General features: G+C 69.0%; 19 protein-coding genes. 13 read left to right on the top strand and 6 right to left on the bottom strand.

Annotated features, from left to right (window positions below):
- The first annotated feature begins 22 nt into the window (after positions 1–22).
- Together glnE and AC3A6Y_RS02480 are read left to right on the top strand one after the other, a co-directional pair.
- Positions 23–2,824 (top strand): bifunctional [glutamate--ammonia ligase]-adenylyl-L-tyrosine phosphorylase/[glutamate--ammonia-ligase] adenylyltransferase, encoded by a 2,802-nt coding sequence (glnE, locus tag AC3A6Y_RS02485; protein WP_487866644.1) that lies wholly within the window; start codon positions 23–25, stop codon positions 2,822–2,824.
- On the top strand, positions 2,817–3,869 hold the full coding sequence (locus tag AC3A6Y_RS02480) for a septal ring lytic transglycosylase RlpA family protein (protein WP_487866643.1): 1,053 nt from the start codon (positions 2,817–2,819) through the stop codon (positions 3,867–3,869). The genes glnE and AC3A6Y_RS02480 overlap by 8 nt, the downstream gene beginning before the upstream one ends.
- Before the next feature lie 7 nt (positions 3,870–3,876).
- Here the strand turns inward: AC3A6Y_RS02480 and AC3A6Y_RS02475 are convergent, their stop codons facing one another.
- Both AC3A6Y_RS02475 and AC3A6Y_RS02470 read right to left on the bottom strand, forming a co-directional pair.
- Positions 3,877–4,821 carry an RNA polymerase sigma-70 factor gene (locus AC3A6Y_RS02475; RefSeq protein WP_487866642.1) on the bottom strand — a complete coding sequence of 315 codons (945 nt, stop codon included), beginning with the start codon at positions 4,819–4,821 and terminating at the stop codon, positions 3,877–3,879.
- Between the two features lie 52 nt (positions 4,822–4,873).
- Positions 4,874–5,731 carry a ferritin family protein gene (locus AC3A6Y_RS02470; RefSeq protein ID WP_309959692.1) on the bottom strand — a complete coding sequence of 286 codons (858 nt, stop codon included), beginning with the start codon at positions 5,729–5,731 and terminating at the stop codon, positions 4,874–4,876.
- Between the two features lie 129 nt (positions 5,732–5,860).
- On the opposite strand from AC3A6Y_RS02470, the gene AC3A6Y_RS02465 reads away from it, so the two are divergent.
- Positions 5,861–6,472: a glutathione peroxidase gene (locus tag AC3A6Y_RS02465; protein ID WP_487866641.1), complete on the top strand. Its 612-nt coding sequence runs from the start codon at positions 5,861–5,863 to the stop codon at positions 6,470–6,472.
- A 294-nt stretch (positions 6,473–6,766) separates the two neighbouring features.
- On the opposite strand, the gene AC3A6Y_RS02460 is transcribed toward AC3A6Y_RS02465, so the two are convergent.
- A complete protein-coding gene (locus AC3A6Y_RS02460) occupies positions 6,767–7,378 on the bottom strand; it encodes a glutathione S-transferase N-terminal domain-containing protein (RefSeq protein WP_309959689.1) in 612 nt (203 codons plus the stop codon).
- A 107-nt stretch (positions 7,379–7,485) separates the two neighbouring features.
- Between AC3A6Y_RS02460 and AC3A6Y_RS02455 the strand changes: the two genes are divergently transcribed.
- From AC3A6Y_RS02455 to AC3A6Y_RS02430, 6 genes are all read left to right on the top strand, one after another.
- Complete coding sequence (locus AC3A6Y_RS02455; RefSeq protein WP_487866640.1) at positions 7,486–8,643, top strand: YjgN family protein; 1,158 nt, start codon at positions 7,486–7,488, stop codon at positions 8,641–8,643.
- Between the two features lie 19 nt (positions 8,644–8,662).
- On the top strand, positions 8,663–9,718 hold the full coding sequence (locus AC3A6Y_RS02450; RefSeq protein ID WP_487866639.1) for a M48 family metallopeptidase: 1,056 nt from the start codon (positions 8,663–8,665) through the stop codon (positions 9,716–9,718).
- Between the two features lie 36 nt (positions 9,719–9,754).
- Positions 9,755–11,143 carry an adenylosuccinate lyase gene (gene purB, locus AC3A6Y_RS02445; protein WP_487866638.1) on the top strand — a complete coding sequence of 463 codons (1,389 nt, stop codon included), beginning with the start codon at positions 9,755–9,757 and terminating at the stop codon, positions 11,141–11,143.
- 98 nt (positions 11,144–11,241) lie between these two features.
- On the top strand, positions 11,242–12,330 hold the full coding sequence (locus AC3A6Y_RS02440; RefSeq protein ID WP_487866637.1) for a PepSY-associated TM helix domain-containing protein: 1,089 nt from the start codon (positions 11,242–11,244) through the stop codon (positions 12,328–12,330).
- 43 nt (positions 12,331–12,373) lie between these two features.
- Positions 12,374–14,470 (top strand): TonB-dependent receptor family protein, encoded by a 2,097-nt coding sequence (locus tag AC3A6Y_RS02435; RefSeq protein WP_487866636.1) that lies wholly within the window; start codon positions 12,374–12,376, stop codon positions 14,468–14,470.
- Positions 14,471–14,504: 34 nt separating this feature from the next.
- Positions 14,505–15,065 carry a YaeQ family protein gene (locus AC3A6Y_RS02430; RefSeq protein WP_487866635.1) on the top strand — a complete coding sequence of 187 codons (561 nt, stop codon included), beginning with the start codon at positions 14,505–14,507 and terminating at the stop codon, positions 15,063–15,065.
- Positions 15,066–15,072: 7 nt separating this feature from the next.
- Here AC3A6Y_RS02430 and AC3A6Y_RS02425 read toward each other — a convergent pair whose 3' ends face one another.
- Entirely contained in the window at positions 15,073–15,381 is a 309-nt protein-coding gene (locus AC3A6Y_RS02425) for a putative signal transducing protein (protein WP_487866634.1), read from the bottom strand.
- 16 nt (positions 15,382–15,397) lie between these two features.
- Complete coding sequence (locus AC3A6Y_RS02420) at positions 15,398–15,862, bottom strand: DUF3717 domain-containing protein (protein ID WP_487866633.1); 465 nt, start codon at positions 15,860–15,862, stop codon at positions 15,398–15,400.
- A gap of 418 nt (positions 15,863–16,280) precedes the next feature.
- Between AC3A6Y_RS02420 and AC3A6Y_RS02415 the strand changes: the two genes are divergently transcribed.
- The 3 genes from AC3A6Y_RS02415 to AC3A6Y_RS02405 are packed head-to-tail and all read left to right on the top strand — an operon-like array spanning position 16,281 to position 17,880.
- Complete coding sequence (locus tag AC3A6Y_RS02415) at positions 16,281–17,018, top strand: TerC family protein (RefSeq protein ID WP_487866632.1); 738 nt, start codon at positions 16,281–16,283, stop codon at positions 17,016–17,018.
- A 21-nt stretch (positions 17,019–17,039) separates the two neighbouring features.
- Positions 17,040–17,504, top strand: coding sequence for a hypothetical protein (locus AC3A6Y_RS02410; protein ID WP_487866631.1), 465 nt, complete (start codon positions 17,040–17,042; stop codon positions 17,502–17,504).
- Positions 17,505–17,526: 22 nt separating this feature from the next.
- Complete coding sequence (locus AC3A6Y_RS02405; RefSeq protein WP_487845083.1) at positions 17,527–17,880, top strand: phage holin family protein; 354 nt, start codon at positions 17,527–17,529, stop codon at positions 17,878–17,880.
- A 9-nt stretch (positions 17,881–17,889) separates the two neighbouring features.
- Here the strand turns inward: AC3A6Y_RS02405 and AC3A6Y_RS02400 are convergent, their stop codons facing one another.
- Positions 17,890–19,446, bottom strand: coding sequence for a M48 family metalloprotease (locus tag AC3A6Y_RS02400; protein WP_487866630.1), 1,557 nt, complete (start codon positions 19,444–19,446; stop codon positions 17,890–17,892).
- A gap of 56 nt (positions 19,447–19,502) precedes the next feature.
- Between AC3A6Y_RS02400 and moaC the strand changes: the two genes are divergently transcribed.
- Positions 19,503–19,997, top strand: coding sequence for a cyclic pyranopterin monophosphate synthase MoaC (moaC, locus tag AC3A6Y_RS02395; protein WP_487866629.1), 495 nt, complete (start codon positions 19,503–19,505; stop codon positions 19,995–19,997).
- The last annotated feature ends 1 nt before the right edge of the window (position 19,998 follow it).

Raw genomic sequence — 19,998 nt, 5'->3', positions numbered from 1 at the left:
GGATCGCGCTGTGACGGGAATTATGACTGCGAGCCTCCCAACCGGTTCCACCGATATCCAGGCCCGCGCAGCGGATGCGCCCGCCGTGCCGCCGCTCGCGGCCTCCTCGCGCTTCGTGCAACGACTGCGGCGCCGCTATGCCGGCGAGCTGGCGCTGCTGCCGGCCGGCGAACCGCGTCGGCCCGCGATGGCGCAGGCTTACGCCGTGCTGCGCGAGCGCGGCGACAGCGTGGCCGATGCGCTGCGCATCGTGCGGCAGCTGGTGATGGAGCGGCTGGTCACGCTCGACTGCGAACAGCAGGCTGCGCTGGCAGTGGTCACCACGGCCGTCACCGAGCTGGCCGAGTTCGCCCTCGACGTCGCCTGCCGCGAAGCCTGTGCCGAACTCGAGACGCAGCACGGCGTGCCCACGGGCCCCGCGGGGCAGCGCGCCCAGCTGTGGGTGGTGGGCATGGGCAAGCTCGGCGCGCGCGAGCTCAACGTGTCGAGCGACATCGACCTGATCTATCTCTACGACCACGACGGCGAGACCGCGGGCGATGCGCAGGGGCGTGCGCGGCTCGCCAACCAGGAATTCTTCTCGCGCGCCGTCAAGCGCATCTACGCGCTGGTGGGCGACACCACCGAGCACGGCTTCGTGTTCCGCGTCGACCTTGCGCTGCGGCCCAACGGCAACTCGGGGCCCAGCGTGGTTTCGCTGGACGCGCTGGAGGAGTATTTCCAGGTGCAGGGCCGCGAGTGGGAGCGCTTCGCCTGGCTCAAGAGCCGGGTGGTGGCGCCGCAGTGCGCGATTGCCGACGGCTCGGCCCACGCGCTGCGCGGCGCCGTGCTGCCCTTCGTCTTCCGGCGCTACTTGGACTACAGCGTGTTCGACTCGCTGCGCACCCTGCACCGGCAGATTCGCGAGCAGGCGGCGCGCCGCAGTGCCGGACGGCCCGAGCGGGCCAACGACGTCAAGCTCTCGCGCGGCGGCATCCGCGAGATCGAATTCATCGTCCAGCTGCTGCAGGTGGTGCGCGGCGGCCAGTTCCCCGAACTGCGCACCCGGCCCACGCTCGACGCGCTGCAACGCCTGGCGCGCGCCAACCTGATGCCGCAGGAAACGGCGGATGCGTTGGCCGCGGCGTACGAATTCCTGCGTCGCGTCGAGCATCGCATCCAGTACCTGGACGACCAGCAGACGCATGTGCTGCCGGTGCAGGACGAGGACCTGCGCTGGATCGCACACACGCTGGGCTTCGAGGGGTGCTGCCCCTTCCTGGCACAGCTTGACGCGCACCGCGAATTCGTGGCCCAGGAATTCGACAAGCTCCTGGGTGGCAAGAAGCAGCCCTGCACGCGCTGCAACGGCAAGTCGGCCGGTGCCGCGCCGGCCGACCTGAGCGACCTGATCGAGGAGTTGCCTGCGCCGTTTGCCGAGCGCATCCAGGCCTGGTCCGACAGCCCGCGCGTGCAGGCGCTGCGCGACGAAACCCGCGCCCGGCTGCGCCAGCTGATCCAGCGCACCGGCCATTGGCTGCGCGAACCGGACGGCGAAGGCGCGGGCCAGATCGCCCACCACATCGACGGCGCGCTGCGCTGGGCCGACTGGATCGAGCCGCTGATGCGGCGCGAGAACTACATCGCCCTGCTGGTCGAGCGGCCGGCGGTGCAGGAGCGGCTGCTGCGCCTGCTGGGCTCGGCACGCTGGCCGGCGCGCTACCTGATGCAGCACCCCGGCGTGATCGACGAGCTGGCCAGTCCCGAGATGCTGGCCGGGCGCTTCTCGCCCGCCGAGTTCGAGCGCGAACTGGAAGCGCGGCACCTGGCGCTGCGCCGGACCGGCGAGGCCGACGAGGAGCGCCTGCTGAACCTGCTGCGGCATGCGCACCACGCGGAGCTGTTCCGCACGCTGGCGCGCGACGTCGAAGGCCACATCACGGTCGAGCAGGTGGCGGACGACCTGAGCGCCCTGGCCGACGCGGTGCTGCGCCTGACCGCGCGCTGGTGCTGGCCGCATGTACGCAATCCGCACCGCGAGGTGCCGCGCTTCGCGATCGTCGGCTACGGAAAACTGGGCGGCAAGGAGCTCGGCTACGGCAGCGACCTGGACATCGTGTTCGTCTACGACGACGACGACGAGCGCGCCGGCGAGGTCTATGCGGCCTATGTGCGCAAGCTGATCAACTGGCTCACGGTCAAGACCCGCGAGGGCGACCTGTTCGAGATCGACACGGCGCTCCGGCCCAACGGCAACTCCGGCCTGCTCACCACCAGCTTCGACGCCTACGAAAAATACCAGCTGGGCCGCGGCAGCAATACCGCATGGACCTGGGAGCACCAGGCCATGACGCGCGCGCGCTTCGTGGACATGGCTTCGGGACCCGATGGCGGCGACGACTGCTCGCTGTGCGATCGCTTCGACCGCATTCGCGAGGCCGTGATCACGGCGCCGCGCGACCGAAGCGCGCTCAAGGCCGAGATCGTCGCCATGCGCGAGAAGGTACGCGCCGCGCGGCCGGTCAAGGCCGACCGCTTCGACGTCAAGCACAGTCCCGGCGGCATGGTGGATGCCGAGTTCGCGGTGCAGTTCCTGGTGCTGTCGGAAGCGAGGACGCATCGCGAACTGATCCCGAACGTGGGCAATATCGCCCTGCTGATCCGCGCCGAGGAAGCGGGGCTGCTGCCCGAGGGCATCGGCCGCAACGCCGCCTCGGCTTACCGCGAGCTGCGGCGCGTGCAGCACCGGGCCCGGCTCAACGAGGAGCCGACGCAGGTGCCGATGAGCGCACTCGCGGCCGAGCGCGAGGCCATGCTGGCCCTGTGGAAGGCGGTGTTTGGCTAGCCCGGCCCCTGCGCGCGCGCTCGCGCTGGTTGCCGGCGCGGCGTTGGTGCTGCTGGCCGGCTGCGCGAGCGGGCCGCGCGGCGGCTCCGGCATCGGGCGCGACGGCGCCCATGCGAGCCCGCCCGCCGGCCTGGGGCAGGTCGCCGACGCCGAACCGCGCGTCGAGGCCATCCGCGGCAGCGGCGGCACCAGCAAGCCCTATGTGGTGCTGGGCCGCTCCTACGTGCCGATCACCGAAGACCGGCCGTGGCGCGAGACCGGGCTCGCCTCCTGGTACGGCCGCAAGTTCCACGCGCAATCCACCGCCAGCGGCGAGCCCTACGACATGTACGCGATGACGGCCGCGCACAAGACGCTGCCGCTGCCCAGCTACGTGCGCGTGCGCAACCCGGCCAATGGGCGCGAGGTGATCGTGCGGGTGAACGACCGCGGGCCCTTCCACGAGGACCGCATCATCGACCTGAGCTACACCGCGGCCTACAAGCTCGACCTGCTGCGCGGGGTGGCGCCGGTGGAGATCGAGCGCATCACGAATGCGGACATCCGCGCGGGCACCTGGCGGCGCGGCGACACCGCGCTGGCGCAGGCCGCGCCGGGCGTGGCGCCCGCCGTGGCCCCGCTCGCCGCGCCGAGCGCCGTCGAAGCCGCTGCGGTGGCCGTGCCCGCGGCACTGACCTCGCCCGTCGTGGCGATGCCGCGCACGGAGGTGCGAGAGCTCGGCGCCTTGCCGCCCTTGGCGCCCGAGGCGGCACCGGCACCGGCACCGGCCGCCGCCGACGAATCCGCGCCGAGGTCGCTGTCCATGGCCACTTCGGGCTTCTGGGTCCAGCTGGGCGCCTTCAGCCAACGCGACGGGGTGGAACGCTTTCAGCAGCAGGTGGCCCGCAGCATGCCGGCGCTGGCCGGCGCGCTCAGCGTGTTCGCCGAGCGCGGGACCTTCCGGCTGCAGGCCGGGCCCTACGCCTCGCGCGACCAGGCGCGCGATACGGCCGAGCAGGTGCGCAATGGACTGCAGCTGGCGCCGATGATCGTCGAGCGGCGCTGAAACGCCGTCAGGCCGGGTCTTCTTCGGGCGGCGCGGACGTCCGCAGCGCCTCGAGTTCGGCCCGCGTGATGGCCGGCGCCGAGAAGCGTGCGGCAATGCGCGCCAGCTTCTCCGGATTGCGCTGCGTATGGATGCGCAGGATGCGCTCGCCATCGGTCTCGATGGTCTGCACCGATTCCAGGGCGCCGTTGAAGAAGCGCAGCAGCCCCGGCTCGCCGTTGACCTCGGCGAGCTCCAGCCGCAGCCCCGCGCCGAGCAGCCGCGGGACGGCGTGGAAGTACTGCGCGATGCGCTGGGCGCCGCGCAGCATCTTGCGGAACGCGGGTACCTTGCCGCCGCTGTCGCCGACCAGCTCGACGTCTTCCGCCAGCAGTTCTTTCAGCCGCTGCATGTCGCCGCTGCCGGCGGCCTGCGCAAAGCCTTGCAGCAGGCGCAGGTGGGCATCGCGATCCACCGCGAAGCGCGGGCGGTCGTCCTGGATCTGGGTCTTGGCCCGGTGCACCAGCTGGCGGCAGGCCGCTTCGCTCTTGCCCAGGGTGCGGGCGAGGTCCGCGTAGTCGGCGTCGAAGACCTCGCGCAGCAGAAAGGCCGCCCGCGCCTCGGGCGCGAGGCGCTCCAGCACGGCCAGGAAGGCGACGGAGATGTTGTCGGCGCGCTCCAGCATCTGCTCGGGCGAAGCCGGCGCGTCGGTCACGAGCGGCTCGGGCAGCCAGGGGCCCTCGTAGTGCTCGCGCTGCAGCTTGGCGGCGCGCAGGCGGTCGATGGACAGGCGGGTGACCACCGTGACGAGCCAGGCCTCCGGGTTGTCCAGCGCATCGATCGTGGCGTCGTTCCAGCGCAGCCACGCATCCTGCACCACATCCTCGGCATCGGCCGGCGAGCCGAGCATGCGGTAGGCAATGCCCAGCAGGCGCTTGCGGTGGAGGTGGAAGGTGCGGGTGGAGGCGTCCATGTCGACGAGACGGGCGGGCTGCCCTCCTGTGACGGCCGCACGCCGCGGGCGCTCAGGCGCCCTGGTATTCGGCCCTCGGGCCGAGGGTGGCGGCGATTTCCTTGCGGTACCGGTTGAGTTCCTGCACGGTCTTGAAGCTGCGGTTCATCAGCAGGCTCAGGTTGTGCAGGATGCGCTCGCCGACCTTGTTTTCCCAGACGGCGTCGAACTTGATCTGCTTGTCCAGCCAGTGCTCCAGCCAGTCCGGGTCGGGCACGCGGCTCTGGATGGTGTCGTTCGGGAACAGCGCCTTGTTGACGTGCAGGTTGGTCGGATGCAGCGCCTGGGCGGTGCGCCGGGCGCTGGCCATCAGCACGCCGACCTTGGTGAAGGCGGCGCGGGCCTCGTCGCCGAACTTCTCGAGCGCGCGCTTCATGTAGCGCAGGTAGGCGCCGCCGTGGCGGGCCTCGTCCTGGCTCAGGGTGGTGTAGATGTGCTTGATGACCGGCTCGGTGTGCCACTCGGCGGCCCGGCGGTACCAATGGTTGAGGCGGATCTCGCCGCAGAAATGCAGCATCAGCGTCTCGAGCGGCGGGGCCGGATCGAAGTCGAAGCGCACCTCGTGCAGTTCCTGCTCGGTGGGGGCATGCTGGGGGCTGAAGCGCTTGAGGTACTCCATGAGCACCAGCGAATGCTTCTGCTCCTCGAAGAACCAGATCGACATGAAGGCGGAGAAGTCGCTGTCGTGGCGGTTGTCGCGCAGGAACATCTCGGTGGCGGGCAGGGCGGCCCACTCGGTGATGGCATTCATCTTGATGGTCTGGGCCTGTTCTTCCGACAGGCGGCTCGCATCGAAGGACTGCCAGGGAATGTCCTTGTCCATGTCCCAGCGGACGGATTCGAGCTGTCTGAAAAGTTCCGGGTAGAGCATCAATGACTTTCTGAACCGGGCAATTTTAGACGCGGGGTTTGGCGCCCTCGTGACAAGCGCGCGATGATGCGGTATAGACGGCCGTGGCATCGCCCGGGCCGCGCCCCTTTTTCACCCTTGGAAACCGCCATGCGACGCCCCCTCCGACGGCCTTTTGTTGCTCCCTTTTTTGCAGCCCTCGCGGCGGCTGTCTGCCTGCTGCCTGCAGCCGCGGGCGCCCAGGACGCCGCAAGGCCCGCCGCCACGGCGATGCCTGCCGGCTGCCCTCCCATCCTGCAGCACACCTTCCCCCGCCTGCAAGACGAAAAACCCCAGGCCTTGTGCCAGTACACGGGCAAGGTGGTGCTGGTGGTCAACACCGCGAGCTTCTGCGGCTTCACGCCCCAGTACAAGGGCCTGGAGGCGCTGGACAGCAAGTACCGCTCGCGCGGGCTGGTGGTGCTGGGCTTCCCCTCCAACGACTTCTCGCAGGAGACAGGCACCAACAAGGAAATCGCGGAGTTCTGCGAAAGCACCTTCGGCGTGAAGTTTCCGATGTTTGCCAAATCGTCCGTGCGCGGCGCGCAGGCCAACGCCCTGTTCAAGGAACTGGCGCAGGCCACGGGCACGACGCCCAAGTGGAATTTCTACAAGTACCTGATCGGCCGCGACGGCAAGGTGGTGGAGTCGTATTCGAGCATGACCTCGCCGGACGACCGGGCCTTCGTGCGCGACCTGGAGAAGCAACTCGGGCCGCAGTGACGATTGCGGATTCCGGTCGGCGCGGCGCGTGCGCGGGGCTCGTTCACAAACGCTTACCACTGCCTGGGAACCGGTCCGCTCGGACCGGGCTCTTATCGGTTCGGGTGTGAAAAGACCCGAGCGTTTTTCATGTTGCGAGGCCTTCCGGACGCCTGACGTCCGGTCGAAATCCCGAGGCGATTCTTCTCCTCCTCCCTCCCTCCCTCCTTCGTTTCGGGGCGCCTCGCAGCATTTTTATCTTCCCCAAAAGCAAAGCCCCGCACTGCGGGGCTTTTGCTTTGGGCGCTGAGAAGCTCAAGGTGCCGTGTCGGCGAAGCTGGGCCGCAGCATCAGCTTGTCGTAGAGCTTGCCGAGGTTCGGGTGCTCGCCGCGCCAGTCGATATCCGGGAAGCGGAAGCCGATCCAGCCGAGCGCGCAGCCGACCGAGATGTCCGACAGGCTCAGGTGGATGCCGCTGCAGAAGGGCTTGTCGCCCAGGCCCTTGGCCATGGCGCGGATGCCGGCCTCGACCTTGGCACGCTGGCGGTCGATCCAGGCCTGGCTGCGCTCGCCGTCGGCGCGGCGGGCCCAGGTGGCCTCGAGGCGCCAGAGCACACCGGCATCCATCACGCCGTCAGCCAGGGCCTCCCAGGTCTTGACCTCGGCGCGCTCGCGGCCGGGCTGCGGAATCAGCTTGCCGACCGGGGACAAGGTGTCCAGGTACTCGACGATCACGCGCGAGTCGAACATTGCCTCGCTGCCGTCCATGATCAGGCAGGGCACCTTGCCCAGCGGGTTGGAACTCGCGATGGTGGTGTCGTCGGACCAGACGTCCTCGATCACGAACTGGTAGTCGAGCCGCTTCTCGGCCATGACCACGCGCACCTTGCGCACATAAGGGCTGGCTGCGGATCCGATCAGTTTCATGCGGGCTCTCTCCCCCTCGGGGTCGTCGTTGTAGCGTTTTGATTCTAGGGGAAGGCGCGCAGTGCAGAATCCCGCATCCAAGCCAACGAGGGAGAAGGTAGGAGAACATGGTCACAGAAGCGCCTGCAGATGCCGCGCCCGAGCGCCATCCGATCGAGTTCACGGCCAGCGGCAGCGAGTACTTCCGCATCTGGATCGTGAACCTGCTGCTCATCGTCCTCACCCTGGGCGTCTACCTGCCGTGGGCCAAGGTGCGCAAGCTGAAGTACTTCTACAGCAACACCTGGGTCGGCGGCGACGCGCTGGACTTCCACGGCGAACCGGCCAAGATGCTGCGCGGGACGCTGATCGCCGCCGGCTTCCTGATCGCCTACTCGGTGGGCAGCAATTTCTCGGGCTGGGCGGCACTGCTGGCGGCGCTGGCCTTCGTGGCGCTGTGGCCGGCGCTGTTCCGCGCGGCGATGCGCTTTCGCCTGGCCAACACCAGCTGGCGCGGCCTGCGCTTCCATTTCGCGGGCGACACCGCGGGCGCCTACGCCTGCATGATGCCGCCCCTGGCGCTGGCCTTGCTGCCGGTGGCCCTGGCCGGGGCGATGGCTGGTGCGCCGGTGGACGGCAAGCCCTCCGCGCTGCCGGCAGTGGCCACCGGCCTCGTCGGCCTGGGCATGCTGGCCTTCATCGCGGGGCTGCCCTATTTCCTCTGGCGCGTGCGGCGCTACCAGCACGACAACTACGCCATCGGCCCGCTGCAGACCCGGCTCAAGGCCGACCTGGGCGTGCTCTACGGCATCTTCATCAAGCTGATCGGGATCAGCTTCGCGGCCTTCGCAGTCATGCTGCTGGCGGGCGGCTTGTTCGCCTTCGCCGGGCGCAAGACCGGCACCGGCGCGGGCTTCGTCATCGTGGCGGCGCTCATGGGCTTCGGCGCGATCCTGCTCGTCAACATCCTGCCCAAGTCCTACCTGCAGGTCCGGCTGCAGAACCTGCTGTGGTCGACCACCGGCAACGAGGTGCTGCGCTTCGACAGCCGCCTGAAGTTCGGCAGCTACATGGGGCTGCAGTGCAGGAACTACCTGCTGATCTTTCTCACGCTGGGCCTCTACTGGCCCTTCGCGGTGGTGAACACGCGGCGCGCCCAGATCGAGGCGGTCGAGCTGCAGACGCGCATCGGGCTCGATCAGCTCAGCCAGGCGGCGGCACGGGAGGACCCGGGCGCCACCGGCGACATGGCGGCCGACCTGTTCGGGCTGGACATCGGCTTGTGAGGGCCGCACGGCCGACGCAATGAGCTCAGCCCTGGAGGTCCGCTTCTTCGACGGCCGCAGCAGCCGGCCCCAGGCGGCGCGCCTGCACGTCCAGGGCGACGTCCTGACCATCGCGCCGGCGCCCGGCGAAGCTTTCGCAGCGTTCAGCGTGCCGCTGGCGCCGCTGCGCTGGCCCGAGCGCACGCGCCACGGGGGCCGTCTGCTGCAGCTGCCGCAAGGCGCCGGCGTGCAGGCCCTCGATGTCGCGGCGTGGGACGCCTGGGTGGCCCAGCTCGGCCGCCGCGAGAGCTGGGCGGTTCGCGCCCAGCAGAACTGGCGCGGCGTGGCGCTGGCCCTGGCGCTGCTGCTGGCGGCGACTGCGGCGCTGTACCAGTGGGGCCTGCCCTGGATCGTGCGCGGCGTGACCGCGGCGGTGCCCGCCAGCGTCGACGCGATGATCGGCGCCGAGGTGCTCGAATCCATCGACCAGTCGCTGCTCGCGCCCAGCGCGCTGCCTCCGGAGGAGCAGGAGCGCCTGCGCCGCGCCTTCGCGCGGATGGTGCACGCGGCCCATCCGGAAGGCGCGCCGGCCTGGAAGCTGGAGTTCCGCCGCGCCCGCGACAAGCGCCTGGGCCCCAATGCGCTGGCGCTGCCGGGCGGCACCATCATCCTGACGGACGAATTGGCGGAACTGCTGCCCGGCGACCCGGATGCGGTCCTCGGCGTGCTGGGCCACGAGTTCGGCCATGTGCGGCTGCGCCATGCGATGCGCCAGTTGGTGCAGGCCTCGGCCATCGGCTTTGCGGTGTCGGTCGCTTTTGGCGACTACGGCACGCTGATCGGCACTGCGCCGGTGCTTCTGGCCTCGCTCGGCTACTCGCGCGATGCCGAGCGCGAGGCCGATGCCGAATCGGTGCGGCTGATGCGCGCCGCCGGCATTTCGCCGCGCGTGATGGTCGCCTTCTTCGAGTCCATCGAACGCTGGCGCGCCGGCCAGAAGCGCGCCGGGGTGGACGACGACGCCATCGGCCTGGCCTTCTCCTCGCACCCGGCCACGGCCGAGCGCATCGCCTTCTTCCGCGCCGCCGCCGACTGAAATTGAACGCCCCGGGGCGGCACCTAAAATTCAAACATGAGTTTCTCCACCGTCTCCGCCCTCTCCCCCCTCGACGGCCGCTACGCGGCCAAGCTCTCGGCCCTGCGGCCCCTGATGAGCGAACAGGGCTACATGCACCGGCGGGTCCAGGTCGAAGTCGCATGGTTCATCGCACTGTCGGACTGCGGCTTCCCCGAGTTCAAGCCGCTCACCGGCGGCGCGCGCAAGTACCTGCTCGGGCTGGTCACCAATTTTTCCGAGGCCGACGCAGTCGCGATCAAGCAGATCGAGAAGACCACCAATCACGACGTGAAGGCGGTGGAGTACTGGATCAAGTCCAAGTTCGAGGCGCGGCCCGAGCTGCTCGCGGCCTCGGAGTTCGTGCATTTCGCCTGCACCAGCGAGGACATCAACAACACCAGCCATGCGCTGCAGATCCAGGCGGCGCGCGAGAAGGTCGTGCTGCCCGCGATCGACGGTCTGATTGCCACCCTGCGCGAGATGGCGGGCCGCTTCGCAGAGGTGCCGATGCTGTCGCGCACGCACGGCCAGACCGCCAGCCCGACCACCGTCGGCAAGGAGATCGCGAACGTGGCGGTGCGCCTGGCCAAGGCCCGCGAGCGCATCGCCGGCGTGGCGCTGCTGGGCAAGATGAACGGCGCGGTGGGCAACTACAACGCCCACATGGCGGCCTGGCCCGAGTTCGACTGGGAAGCTTTCAGCCGCAAGGTGGTCGAGACGCCCGCACCGTTGGGCCTGGGCCTCACCTTCCAGCCCTACAGCATCCAGATCGAGCCGCACGACTACATGGCCGAGCTCTTCGATGCAGTGGCGCGGATCAACACCATCCTGGTCGACTTCGCGCGCGACGTCTGGGGCTACGTGGGGCTGGGCTACTTCAAGCAGCGGCTCAAGAAAGGCGAGATCGGCTCCTCGACCATGCCGCACAAGGTCAATCCCATCGACTTCGAGAACGCCGAGGGCAACCTGGGACTCGCCAACGCGCTGCTGCGCCACCTGAGCGAGAAGCTGCCGATCAGCCGCTGGCAGCGCGACCTGACCGACAGCACCGTGCTGCGCAACATCGGCGTGGCCTTCGGCTATGCGGTGCTGGCTTATGCGAGCCTGGCGACGGGGCTGGGCAAGCTGGAGCTCAACGAAGAGGCGCTGGCCGAGGACCTCGACGCCTCCTGGGAAGTGCTGGCCGAGCCGATCCAGACCGTGATGCGGCGCTTCGGCGTGCAGGGCGCCTATGAGCAGCTCAAGGAGGTCACGCGGGGCAAGACGGTGACCGCCGAGGCGCTGCACAAGCTGATCCGATCGCTCGAGATCCCCGACGCCGAGAAGGAAAGGCTGCTGGCCATGACGCCGGGCAGCTACACCGGCAAGGCGGCCGAGCTGGCGCGGCGGGCTCAAACCCCTTAGCCGACTGCGCCCGGCATCTTCTTCTTCATCTTTGACAGCCAGCGCCGCGTTCGCGTCGGTGCAAGCCAGCAACCCATGAGACAGATCCGCCTCACCTCATGCTGCGCCCTGCACTGCGACGCCTCTGGCTTCAGGCCCATCGCTGGACGGCCCTCGGCCTCGGCTGGCTTCTTGCGCTGACGGCCCTGCTCGGCGCCGCGCTGGTCGTGGCGCAGCCGCTGGACCGCTGGGCCCATCCCGGGCTTTTTGTGTCGAAATCGGCCGGCAGCGCGCCGGCGGCGCCGTTGGAACCGGTGCGCCAGCGCCTGCTGCGCGAGTTCGGCCCGCGCACCGGCCTGACGCTGCGTCCGCCGCGCCAGCCGGACGACACGCTCTGGGTGCGCGTGCGCGGAAGTTGGAACGGCACGGTGTACCTGGACCCGGCCACCGGGCTGGAGCAGGGCCGGCGCGGCGAGCACGAGGGCGCCTTCAACCTGTTGTTCGAGATCCACAGCTCGCTGCTGCTCGAGGACACGGGCAAGGCCCTGCTCACGAGCGTGGCGCTCGCCTATGCGCTGCTGCTTCTGTCCGGTCTGGTGCTGTGGTGGCCGACGCGTTGGCCGCCCTCCTGGCGGGTCGAGCTGCGCCGCGGCCTCGTGCGCGGGCTGTTCGATCTGCATCGCACCGGTGGGGCACTTCTGGGGCTGCTGGTGCTGGTGTCGGTGCTGAGCGGCGCGTACATGGCCTGGCCGCCGTTGCGCGGCTTTGTCAGCACCCTGGCCGGATCGGCACCGACAGCGCCACCCCCCGTGCCCAAGGGCGCCGTCGAAGGCCCGCCGGCCACGCTCGACGCGCTGCTCGAGCGGGCCCGCGCCGTCTTCCCGCGCCAACCGATTGGCTACATCCATCTGCCGCCGCAGTCCGCGCGACCGGTCCAGGTGCGCTTCAGACTGGACGACGACCCGCATCCCAACGGGCTGAGCTCGGTCTGGCTGCACCCGGTCAGCGGCGAGGTGCTGGGCGCGCGCCGCTGGAATGCGCTGGACCCGGGTGCGCGTGCCGTGGCCGTGATCTACCCCTTGCATACCGGCGCACTCGGCGGGGCCGCGCACTCGGTGCTCACGGCGCTGACCGGGCTGGTCCTGGGTGGGCTGGGCTTCAGCGGACTTTGGCTCTGGTGGCGTCGGCGTCGCCGTCGCCGTTGCTGAGCCTGCACCGCCCATCTTTTCTTTCGTCTATTCACCGATCTCCATGAAAACCATGCACATCCACCCTCCCTTGCCCTCGCGCACCATCGTCGCCGCCGCGTGCGGCCTGCTGCTCGCGATGAGCGCCGCAGCGCAATCGAGCGTGTCGGACGCCGAGGCGCCGACGCTCGGCACCATCCAGGTCAGCGGCGACTGGCTGGGCTCGGGCCTGCAGAACAGCGTGCAGGGCTTCGCCGGGGCGCGCACGCTGGTCCAGCGCCAAGCCATCTCCGACACCGGAGCGGCCAGCATCGGCGACGTGGTGCGCACCATCCCCGGCGTGCAGGTGACCGACAACTCCTCCAGCGGCGGCAGCGCGATCTCGCTCAACATCGGCGTGCGCGGTCTCGAAGGCCGCTACTCGCCCCGCTCCACGGTGCTGCTCGACGGAATCCCGCTGGCGGTCGCCCCCTACGGCCAGCCGCAGCTGTCCTTCGCGCCCGTGAGCCTGGCCAACATCGAATCGATCGACGTGGTGCGCGGCGGCGGCGCAGTGCGCTACGGGCCGCAGAACGTGGGCGGCATCATCAACTTCCGCACGCGCTCGATCCCGAACGAGCCGCTCGCGGGCGATGTCTCGCTGCGCTACAACAGCTTCGGCGAGGGCGGGCACAGCACGCAGTACAGCGCCTTCATCGGTGGCCAGGTCACCAAGGAACTGGGGCTGGCGCTGCTCTATTCCGGCTCCGACGGCAGCGGCTGGCGCGAGCATAGCAAGGAGAGAATCGACGACGTGGCGCTCAAGTTTCGCTACGAGCTGAGCCCCACCTCCGAGCTGTACGGCAAGTTCTCGTACTACGAGGCCCGCACCGAGGTGCCCGGCGGCCTGAACCGCGCGCAGTACGCGGCCGACCCCTTCCAGTCGCAACGCACGCGCGACCTCTGGAGCGGGCGCCGCACCGGCATCGACCTGGGCTACCTCAACACGATCTCGGACACGCAGGAGTTCGAGCTGCGCGCGTTCTACAACGACAGCTTCCGCCAGAGCCTCCTGGCCAACAACTTCGACGCCGGCGCCACCTCGGTAAGCAACCAGCCGCGCAACTACGGCGTGCTGGGGATCGAGCCGCGCTACACGCAGCGCTTCAGTACCGGCAGCGTGACGCAGGACGTCAGCGTGGGCTACCGTTACATCCGCGAGCGCGCAGACGAGACGAACGTGAACACCAACCTGCGCACCGCGCGGCAGACCATTGCGCGCCGCTCGGAGAACAGCACGGACGCGCACGCCTTCTACATCGACGATCAAGTCGCCATCGGCCGCTGGCGCGTGACGCCCGGCGTGCGCTTCGAGCGCATCGAGACCGGACGCGAGAACACGCTCACCGGCTACGGCGAAAGCGTGAAGAACAGCAAGTCGCTGCCCTCGGTCAACCTGGCCTATCTGCTGAGCCGCGAGCTGACTCTGTTCGCCAACTACAACACCTCCTTCGGCAGCATCCAGCACCTGCAGCTCAACCTGAACCCGCTTGGCAATCCGCTGATGCCGGAAGTGGCGAAGACAATCGAGGCCGGCGCGCGCTGGAAAAGCGGCAACCTGTCGGCCGAGGCGACCCTGTTCAACATGCGCTTCGACAACCAGCTGTTGTTCGTCGGCAGCTCCAACTATTTCCTGAACCTCGGCGAAACGCGCCATGAAGGCGTGGAGACAAGCGTCGACTACGCCTTCGACCGGTCGGGTCCGCTGGCAGGCTTCAGCACCTATGCGACGCTGACCAGCACGCGCGCCAAGCTGCGGTCGGGCAGCTTCGCCGGGAACGACGTGCCCTTCTACTCGCGTCACACCGACACCGTCGGCGCCCGCTACGCGAGCGGCGACTGGAGCTTCAATCTTTCCAGCACCCACCAGTCGAGCCAGTTCGCGGACGAGGCCAACACGGTGGCGGAGAACGCGGCCGGAACCGTGGGCGTGATCCCGGGCTTTCGGGTCTGGAACGCGCAGGCGCGCTGGAAGATGCCCGGCAAGCGCGGCGTGGAAGTGGTGGTGGGCGTCAACAACCTGGCTGACAAGCGCTACTTCACGCGCACCACCGACACCAATGCGGGCAAGCTGGTGGGCGCGCCGCGCACGGTGTACGTGCAGGGCCGCATGATGTTCTGAGCCGCCGGGCCGTGCAGCCTACACTCGCGACCCCATGGCGCTCAAATCCACCATCTTCAAGGCCACCCTCGCGGTGGCCGACATCGACCACGGCTACTACGCCGACCATGCGCTCACGCTGGCACGCCACCCGAGCGAAACCGACGAGCGGATGATGATCCGGCTGGTGGCGCTGGCGCTCAATGCCCACAAGCTGCAGGACGTCTGCCAGGGCGACGGCACGCTGGCCTTCGGCGCCGGGCTGTCGAACCCGGACGAGCCCGACGTCTGGCTGCGCGACTTCACCGGCGCGGTGCGGCTGTGGATCGAGGTCGGACAGCCGGAGGACAAGCCGATCATCAAGGCTTGCGGCAAGGCGGACGAGACCATCGTCTACGCCTTTCACCACGCGGCCGAGGTCTGGTGGCGAGGCATCGAGAACAAGCTCACACGGCCGCAGAACCTGGCCGTCCATCGCGTGCCGACCGCCGCCTCGCAGGCGCTGGCCGCGCTCGCGCAGCGCTCGATGCAGCTGCAGGCCACGATCCAGGAAGGCACGCTGATGCTGGGCGACGGCACGCACACCGTGGACATCGAGCCGCTGCGCTGGAAGTAAGGTTAGTTCAGGCCTCGCGAGGCATCATGGCGCCGCAGCGCCAGCACTGCTCGAAGCCGCCCTCGACCAACTCGCCGCAAGCGCACTGCCAGCGCCGCTGGGGCCGGTGCTGCAGGGCATCGAGCAACTGCCCGGCGCGCTCGAACTGCGCCTCGTCCTCGACCCAGAGCTCGGGCAGGCACTGGTCGGGCGGCAGCTGTCCCGCCGCCGCGCCCAGGTATTCGCGCTGCACGGAAACGGCGACCCCTTCTTCCCGCAAGGCATCGGCCCAGAGGGTGGCGATCGCCAGGTTGGGGGCTTGCGCGAGGCGGCGCATGGCGTTTGTGCCCTGGTCAGCGCGGCAGCTCGGCCGCTTCGGCCGGCACGGGTTCGTCGTCCGGCCAGACGGGCTCGGCCTCGCGCGCGCGTTCGGCATAGCGGTTGAAGCGCCAGGCCTTGTCCAGCATGGTGATGCGGCGCCAGGTGGCGCGCTTCTGGGCCGGCGTCATCGAGGGCCAGTGCTGCACCTCGTCGAAACTGCGGCCGCAGCCCTTGCATTCGTCATCGCCCTGGCTGGTCGAGCAGATGGCGATGCAGGGGGTGTCGGGGGTGCTCTGGTACCAGGCCAGCCAGGCGTCCCAGGCCTTGGGCGGAAAGCCGACCTCGTCGACCTCGTCTTCGTGGTGGAACACCATCAACGCGTAGACCTCGGCCAGCGCGCGCAGCTCGGGCGCGAGGGTGATGCCGTCGGGCGAGGGTTTTCTGTCGCGCCAGTAGTTGATGGCGGCCTCGATGTCGGTGATGTGGATGGCGGCCATGAGGGGTCCGAAAAATGCGGCTGGGCATCATAGTGCCGGCAAAATCCAGCGGCGGGTGAAGGTTATGCCCTGCTCTTAAATCGATAGCGTCCAGTGCCCTGGCGGCGCAGCATGCCGGCGCTTTTTCTTCAAGGCCCGAGAAAAATCCGGTTGCCAGCCCGGGCGCCTCGATGCTCTAATCGCGCCCACGAAGGGGAGTAGCTCCCACCTGTCCTCCACGAGGGCGGACTTCGACAGGTCGTCAATACGAAGACAACACTTCCGGCCTGTCGGGCAGTTCACGCTGCCGAGCAAGACCTTCGATTGGAGCTCGCGCGGGTTCGATCGAAGCGTTTGCATGTCCGGGACCCCTGGGGTCCTCATTCAGCCGCTTGATCCGACACTCGCATGGGATGAAGCATCACGAACAGAGGACTCTATGGAACAGTTCATGACCCCGGAATTCTGGGTGGCCGTCGGTCAGATCATCATGATCGACATTCTTTTGGGTGGCGACAACGCCGTCGTCATCGCGCTGGCCTGCCGCAAGCTGCCGCCCGCGCAACGCACCAAGGGCATCCTCTGGGGCACGGCGGGCGCCATTCTGTTGCGCGTGATCCTGATCTTCTTCGCGCTCACCCTGCTCGCCATCCCCTTCCTGAAACTCGCCGGCGCGCTGCTGCTGGTGTGGATCGGCGTGAAGCTGCTCGCCCCCGAACATGACGATGCGCACGGCAACATCGCCGCCAGCGACAAGCTGTGGGCCGCCGTCAAGACCGTGATCGTGGCCGACCTGGTGATGAGCGTGGACAACGTGATCGCCATCGCCGGTGCTGCCCAGGGCGCGGGCCAGGGCCATCAGATGCCGCTGGTGATCTTCGGCCTGCTGGTGAGCATCCCGATCATCGTCTGGGGCAGCCAGCTGGTCATCAAGCTGATGGACCGTTTCCCCATCATCATCACGCTGGGCGGCATGCTGCTGGGCTGGATCGCGGGCACCATGGCCGTGACCGATCCCGCGGTGGTCAACCCCGCCAACTGGGGCTGGGTGCCCAAGCTGCCGCAGACCGACACCGTGCGTTACATTGCCGGTATCGGCGGCGCGTTGCTGGTGCTGGCGATCGGCAAGTGGGTGGCCATGCGCCGGCCCAAGCCGCAGGACACCGCGACCGCCTGATCTCGCCAAGAAGGAGCACCCATGGAAAAGATCATTCTGTATGTCGACGACGCGGCCTATGCGCGTGAGCTGCTTTCGCGGCTCACGCCGGAAGCGGTCGGCACGGGTGCCCGCCATTGGGTGCTGGTGGCCTGCGCTCCGCGCATGACGCATCGCATCAGCAAATGGGTGAGCCACAGCGCGCGCGAGAACTGGCGCAACAAGTGGCTGGCGAAGACGCAAGAGCAACTGCTGCCGCTGCTGCAGCTGGAGAACGGCCAGGTGACTTCCGTCCTGGCCAAGGGCCCGCTGGCCGAGCTGACGCAGCGCCTGAAGATGGAGCACGGCACCGCCCGCGTGATCGACGCTCGCCGCCCGAAGATCGGCGTGGACCTCGAGCCGGTGGCGCCGGACGTGAAGTCGCCCGGCCAGTCCGGCTGGGCCGTGCCGGGCGCGGTGCTCGGCATGGGTGCGCTGCTGGTGCTGGCCAACGAGCTGACCGACTGAGGCGCGCGCCGCAACCGGACGCATGCGCCTCGTCATCAAATGGCTGCTCAGCGCGCTCGCGCTGCTCGCAGTGACCTACATCTACACCGGCGTGCAGGTGTCGAGCTTCACCTCGGCACTGATCGCCGCCGCCGTGATCGGCCTGCTCAACATGGTGGTGCGGCCGGTGCTGGTGGTGCTCACGCTGCCGGTCACCATCGTCACGCTGGGCCTCTTCCTGTTCGTGATCAACGCCCTGCTGTTCTGGGCCGCTTCGGGCCTGCTGCACGGCTTCCACGTCAATGGATTCGTGGCGGCGCTGATCGGGTCGCTGATCTATTCGCTGCTGGGCCTGATCATCGAGGCCGCGCTGGGCGGCCTGTTCAAAGGCCGCTGAGGCCGGTACTTATTTGAGCGGCGGCTCCGCCGCCTGCTCCTTGACCAGCACCTCGATCGCCCGTGCGCGGGTGTCGACGATCGAGGCCTCGTAATGGTCGATGGGCGCCCCTCCCTTGTGCATGAACTCCTGCGCCGCCTTGAAGCGATCGCGCGCGCCCGGATAGTCGAGCACCGCCACGTTGGCCTCGGCATCGGCGCGGATGGCGCGCAGCGTGTCGTTCTGCGCGCCGTAGAGGCGGCCCAGCATGCGCCAGGCCGTCGCATCGCGGGGATGCGACGCCACCCAGTCGCGCAACGGCGCCACCATCGGCTTCGGACTGCGGGTGGCGGCGGCGGCCTGCGCGGCCAGCAGCATCTCGGGCCGGTCCCTGGCTTGCAGGTCGAGCAGCGTGGCCGCCTTCGGCGCGTCGTCGGCCGCAAGCTCGATTTCGGCCGAGAGCAGGCGTGCCAGCCGCGCTGCCGGCGCATCTTCCGACGTTCGCGCCATCAGCCGCTGCACCAGCGCGCGCGCCGACTTGTAGTCGCGCAACTCGTTGGCCGCCAGGGCCGCCGCGTACAGCGTGCCGGCCTGCTGCGCCGGCGTGCTGCGGGCGAATTCGCCGCTGCCGGCCGCGTCGATCCAGAGCCGCAGCACGTCCACGCCGGGGCGCACCAGCACGCGGGCGCGGGCGGCGATCATCGCGTGGTCCATCGCCAGCGGCATGGTGACCCCGCTGCCCGGCCTGAACTGGTAGCGGCCCTGCATGTCTGCCACCCGCTCGCTGTTGAGCGGATGGCTGCGCAGGTAAGGATAGGAGCCGTTGTCGTTGAGGCGCGAGGCGTACTGCAGCTTCTCGAACATCGCGGCCGCGCCCTGCGGTGCGTAGCCCGCCTGCGTCATCACGCCGAAGCCGATGCGGTCGGCCTCGCGCTCCATGTCGCGCGAGAAGCTGAGCTGGTTCTGCATGAAGGCCGCCTGGCTGCCCATCAGCACGGCCTGACCGGCATCCCCGTTGCGGCTCTTGCCGGCGGCGATCATGCCCAGGATCATGCCGGCCAGCAGCAGCGGCATCTGCCGGCTCTGCTTGGCCATGATCCGCGAGATGTGGCGCTGCGTGACGTGCGAGAGCTCGTGGCCCAGCACCGTGGCGAGCTCGTCGCGGCTGCCGGTGACCGAGATCAGCCCGAGGTGCAGCCCCAGATAGCCGCCCGGCAGCGCGAAGGCGTTGATGCTGCGGTCGCGCCCCAGCAGCACGGTCCAGGCGAAGCGCTCGTCGAGCTCGGGCGTGAGATCGCCGCGCAGGCGCGCTGCCGCCAGCAGGCGCTGCCAGATGTCCTGCACGTACTCGACCAGCACCGGGTCGTCGACGTAGTCGGGGTCGCGGTAGAGCTCGCGTGCGATCTGGTCGCCGAGCCGGCGCTCGGCGCTGGCCGTCATCTCGCCGCCGTCGCCCATTCCGGGCAACTGGGCCTGCGCCTGCGGCGGCATTGCGAGCTGGCCGGCGATCAGGAGGGAGGCGCAGAGCGTCCGCAGCAGGGGCTTCGGCTTGCGGGTCGGAGGGGGAGAAGAGGTCCGGCGCAGCATGGCATGGGTCGATGGCTGGGCCTCGTATGATGCTTTACTCCGCGGAACGTTCAAGCATGAGTTCTCTTACCCATTTCGATGCCCAAGGGCAGGCCCACATGGTGGACGTGGCCGCCAAGCCGGCCACGCATCGCGTGGCGGTGGCCACGGGTCGTATCGAGATGCAAGCGGCGACCCTCGCGTTGATCGAATCGGGCACGGCAAAGAAGGGCGACGTGCTGGGCATCGCGCGCATCGCCGGCATCCAGGCCGCCAAGAAGACCAGCGACCTGATCCCGCTGTGCCATCCGCTGGCGCTGACGCGCGTGGCTGTGGATTTGGGCACGGGCGAGGGCAGCGTGCCGCAGGTGGTGTGTACCGCGACCGTCGAGACGGTGGGGCCGACGGGCGTCGAGATGGAGGCGCTGACGGCGGTTCAGGTGGCGCTCCTGACCATCTACGACATGTGCAAGGCGGTGGATCGGGGGATGACGATCAACGGCGTGCATGTGCGCGAGAAGCATGGCGGCAAGTCGGGGAGCTACACCGCAGCCCCGCCCGCCAAGGGCTGAG

The sequence above is a fragment of the Variovorax sp. Soil_C_17 genome, assembly GCF_057657265.1.
This window is presented reverse-complemented; position numbering and strand designations above follow the sequence as displayed.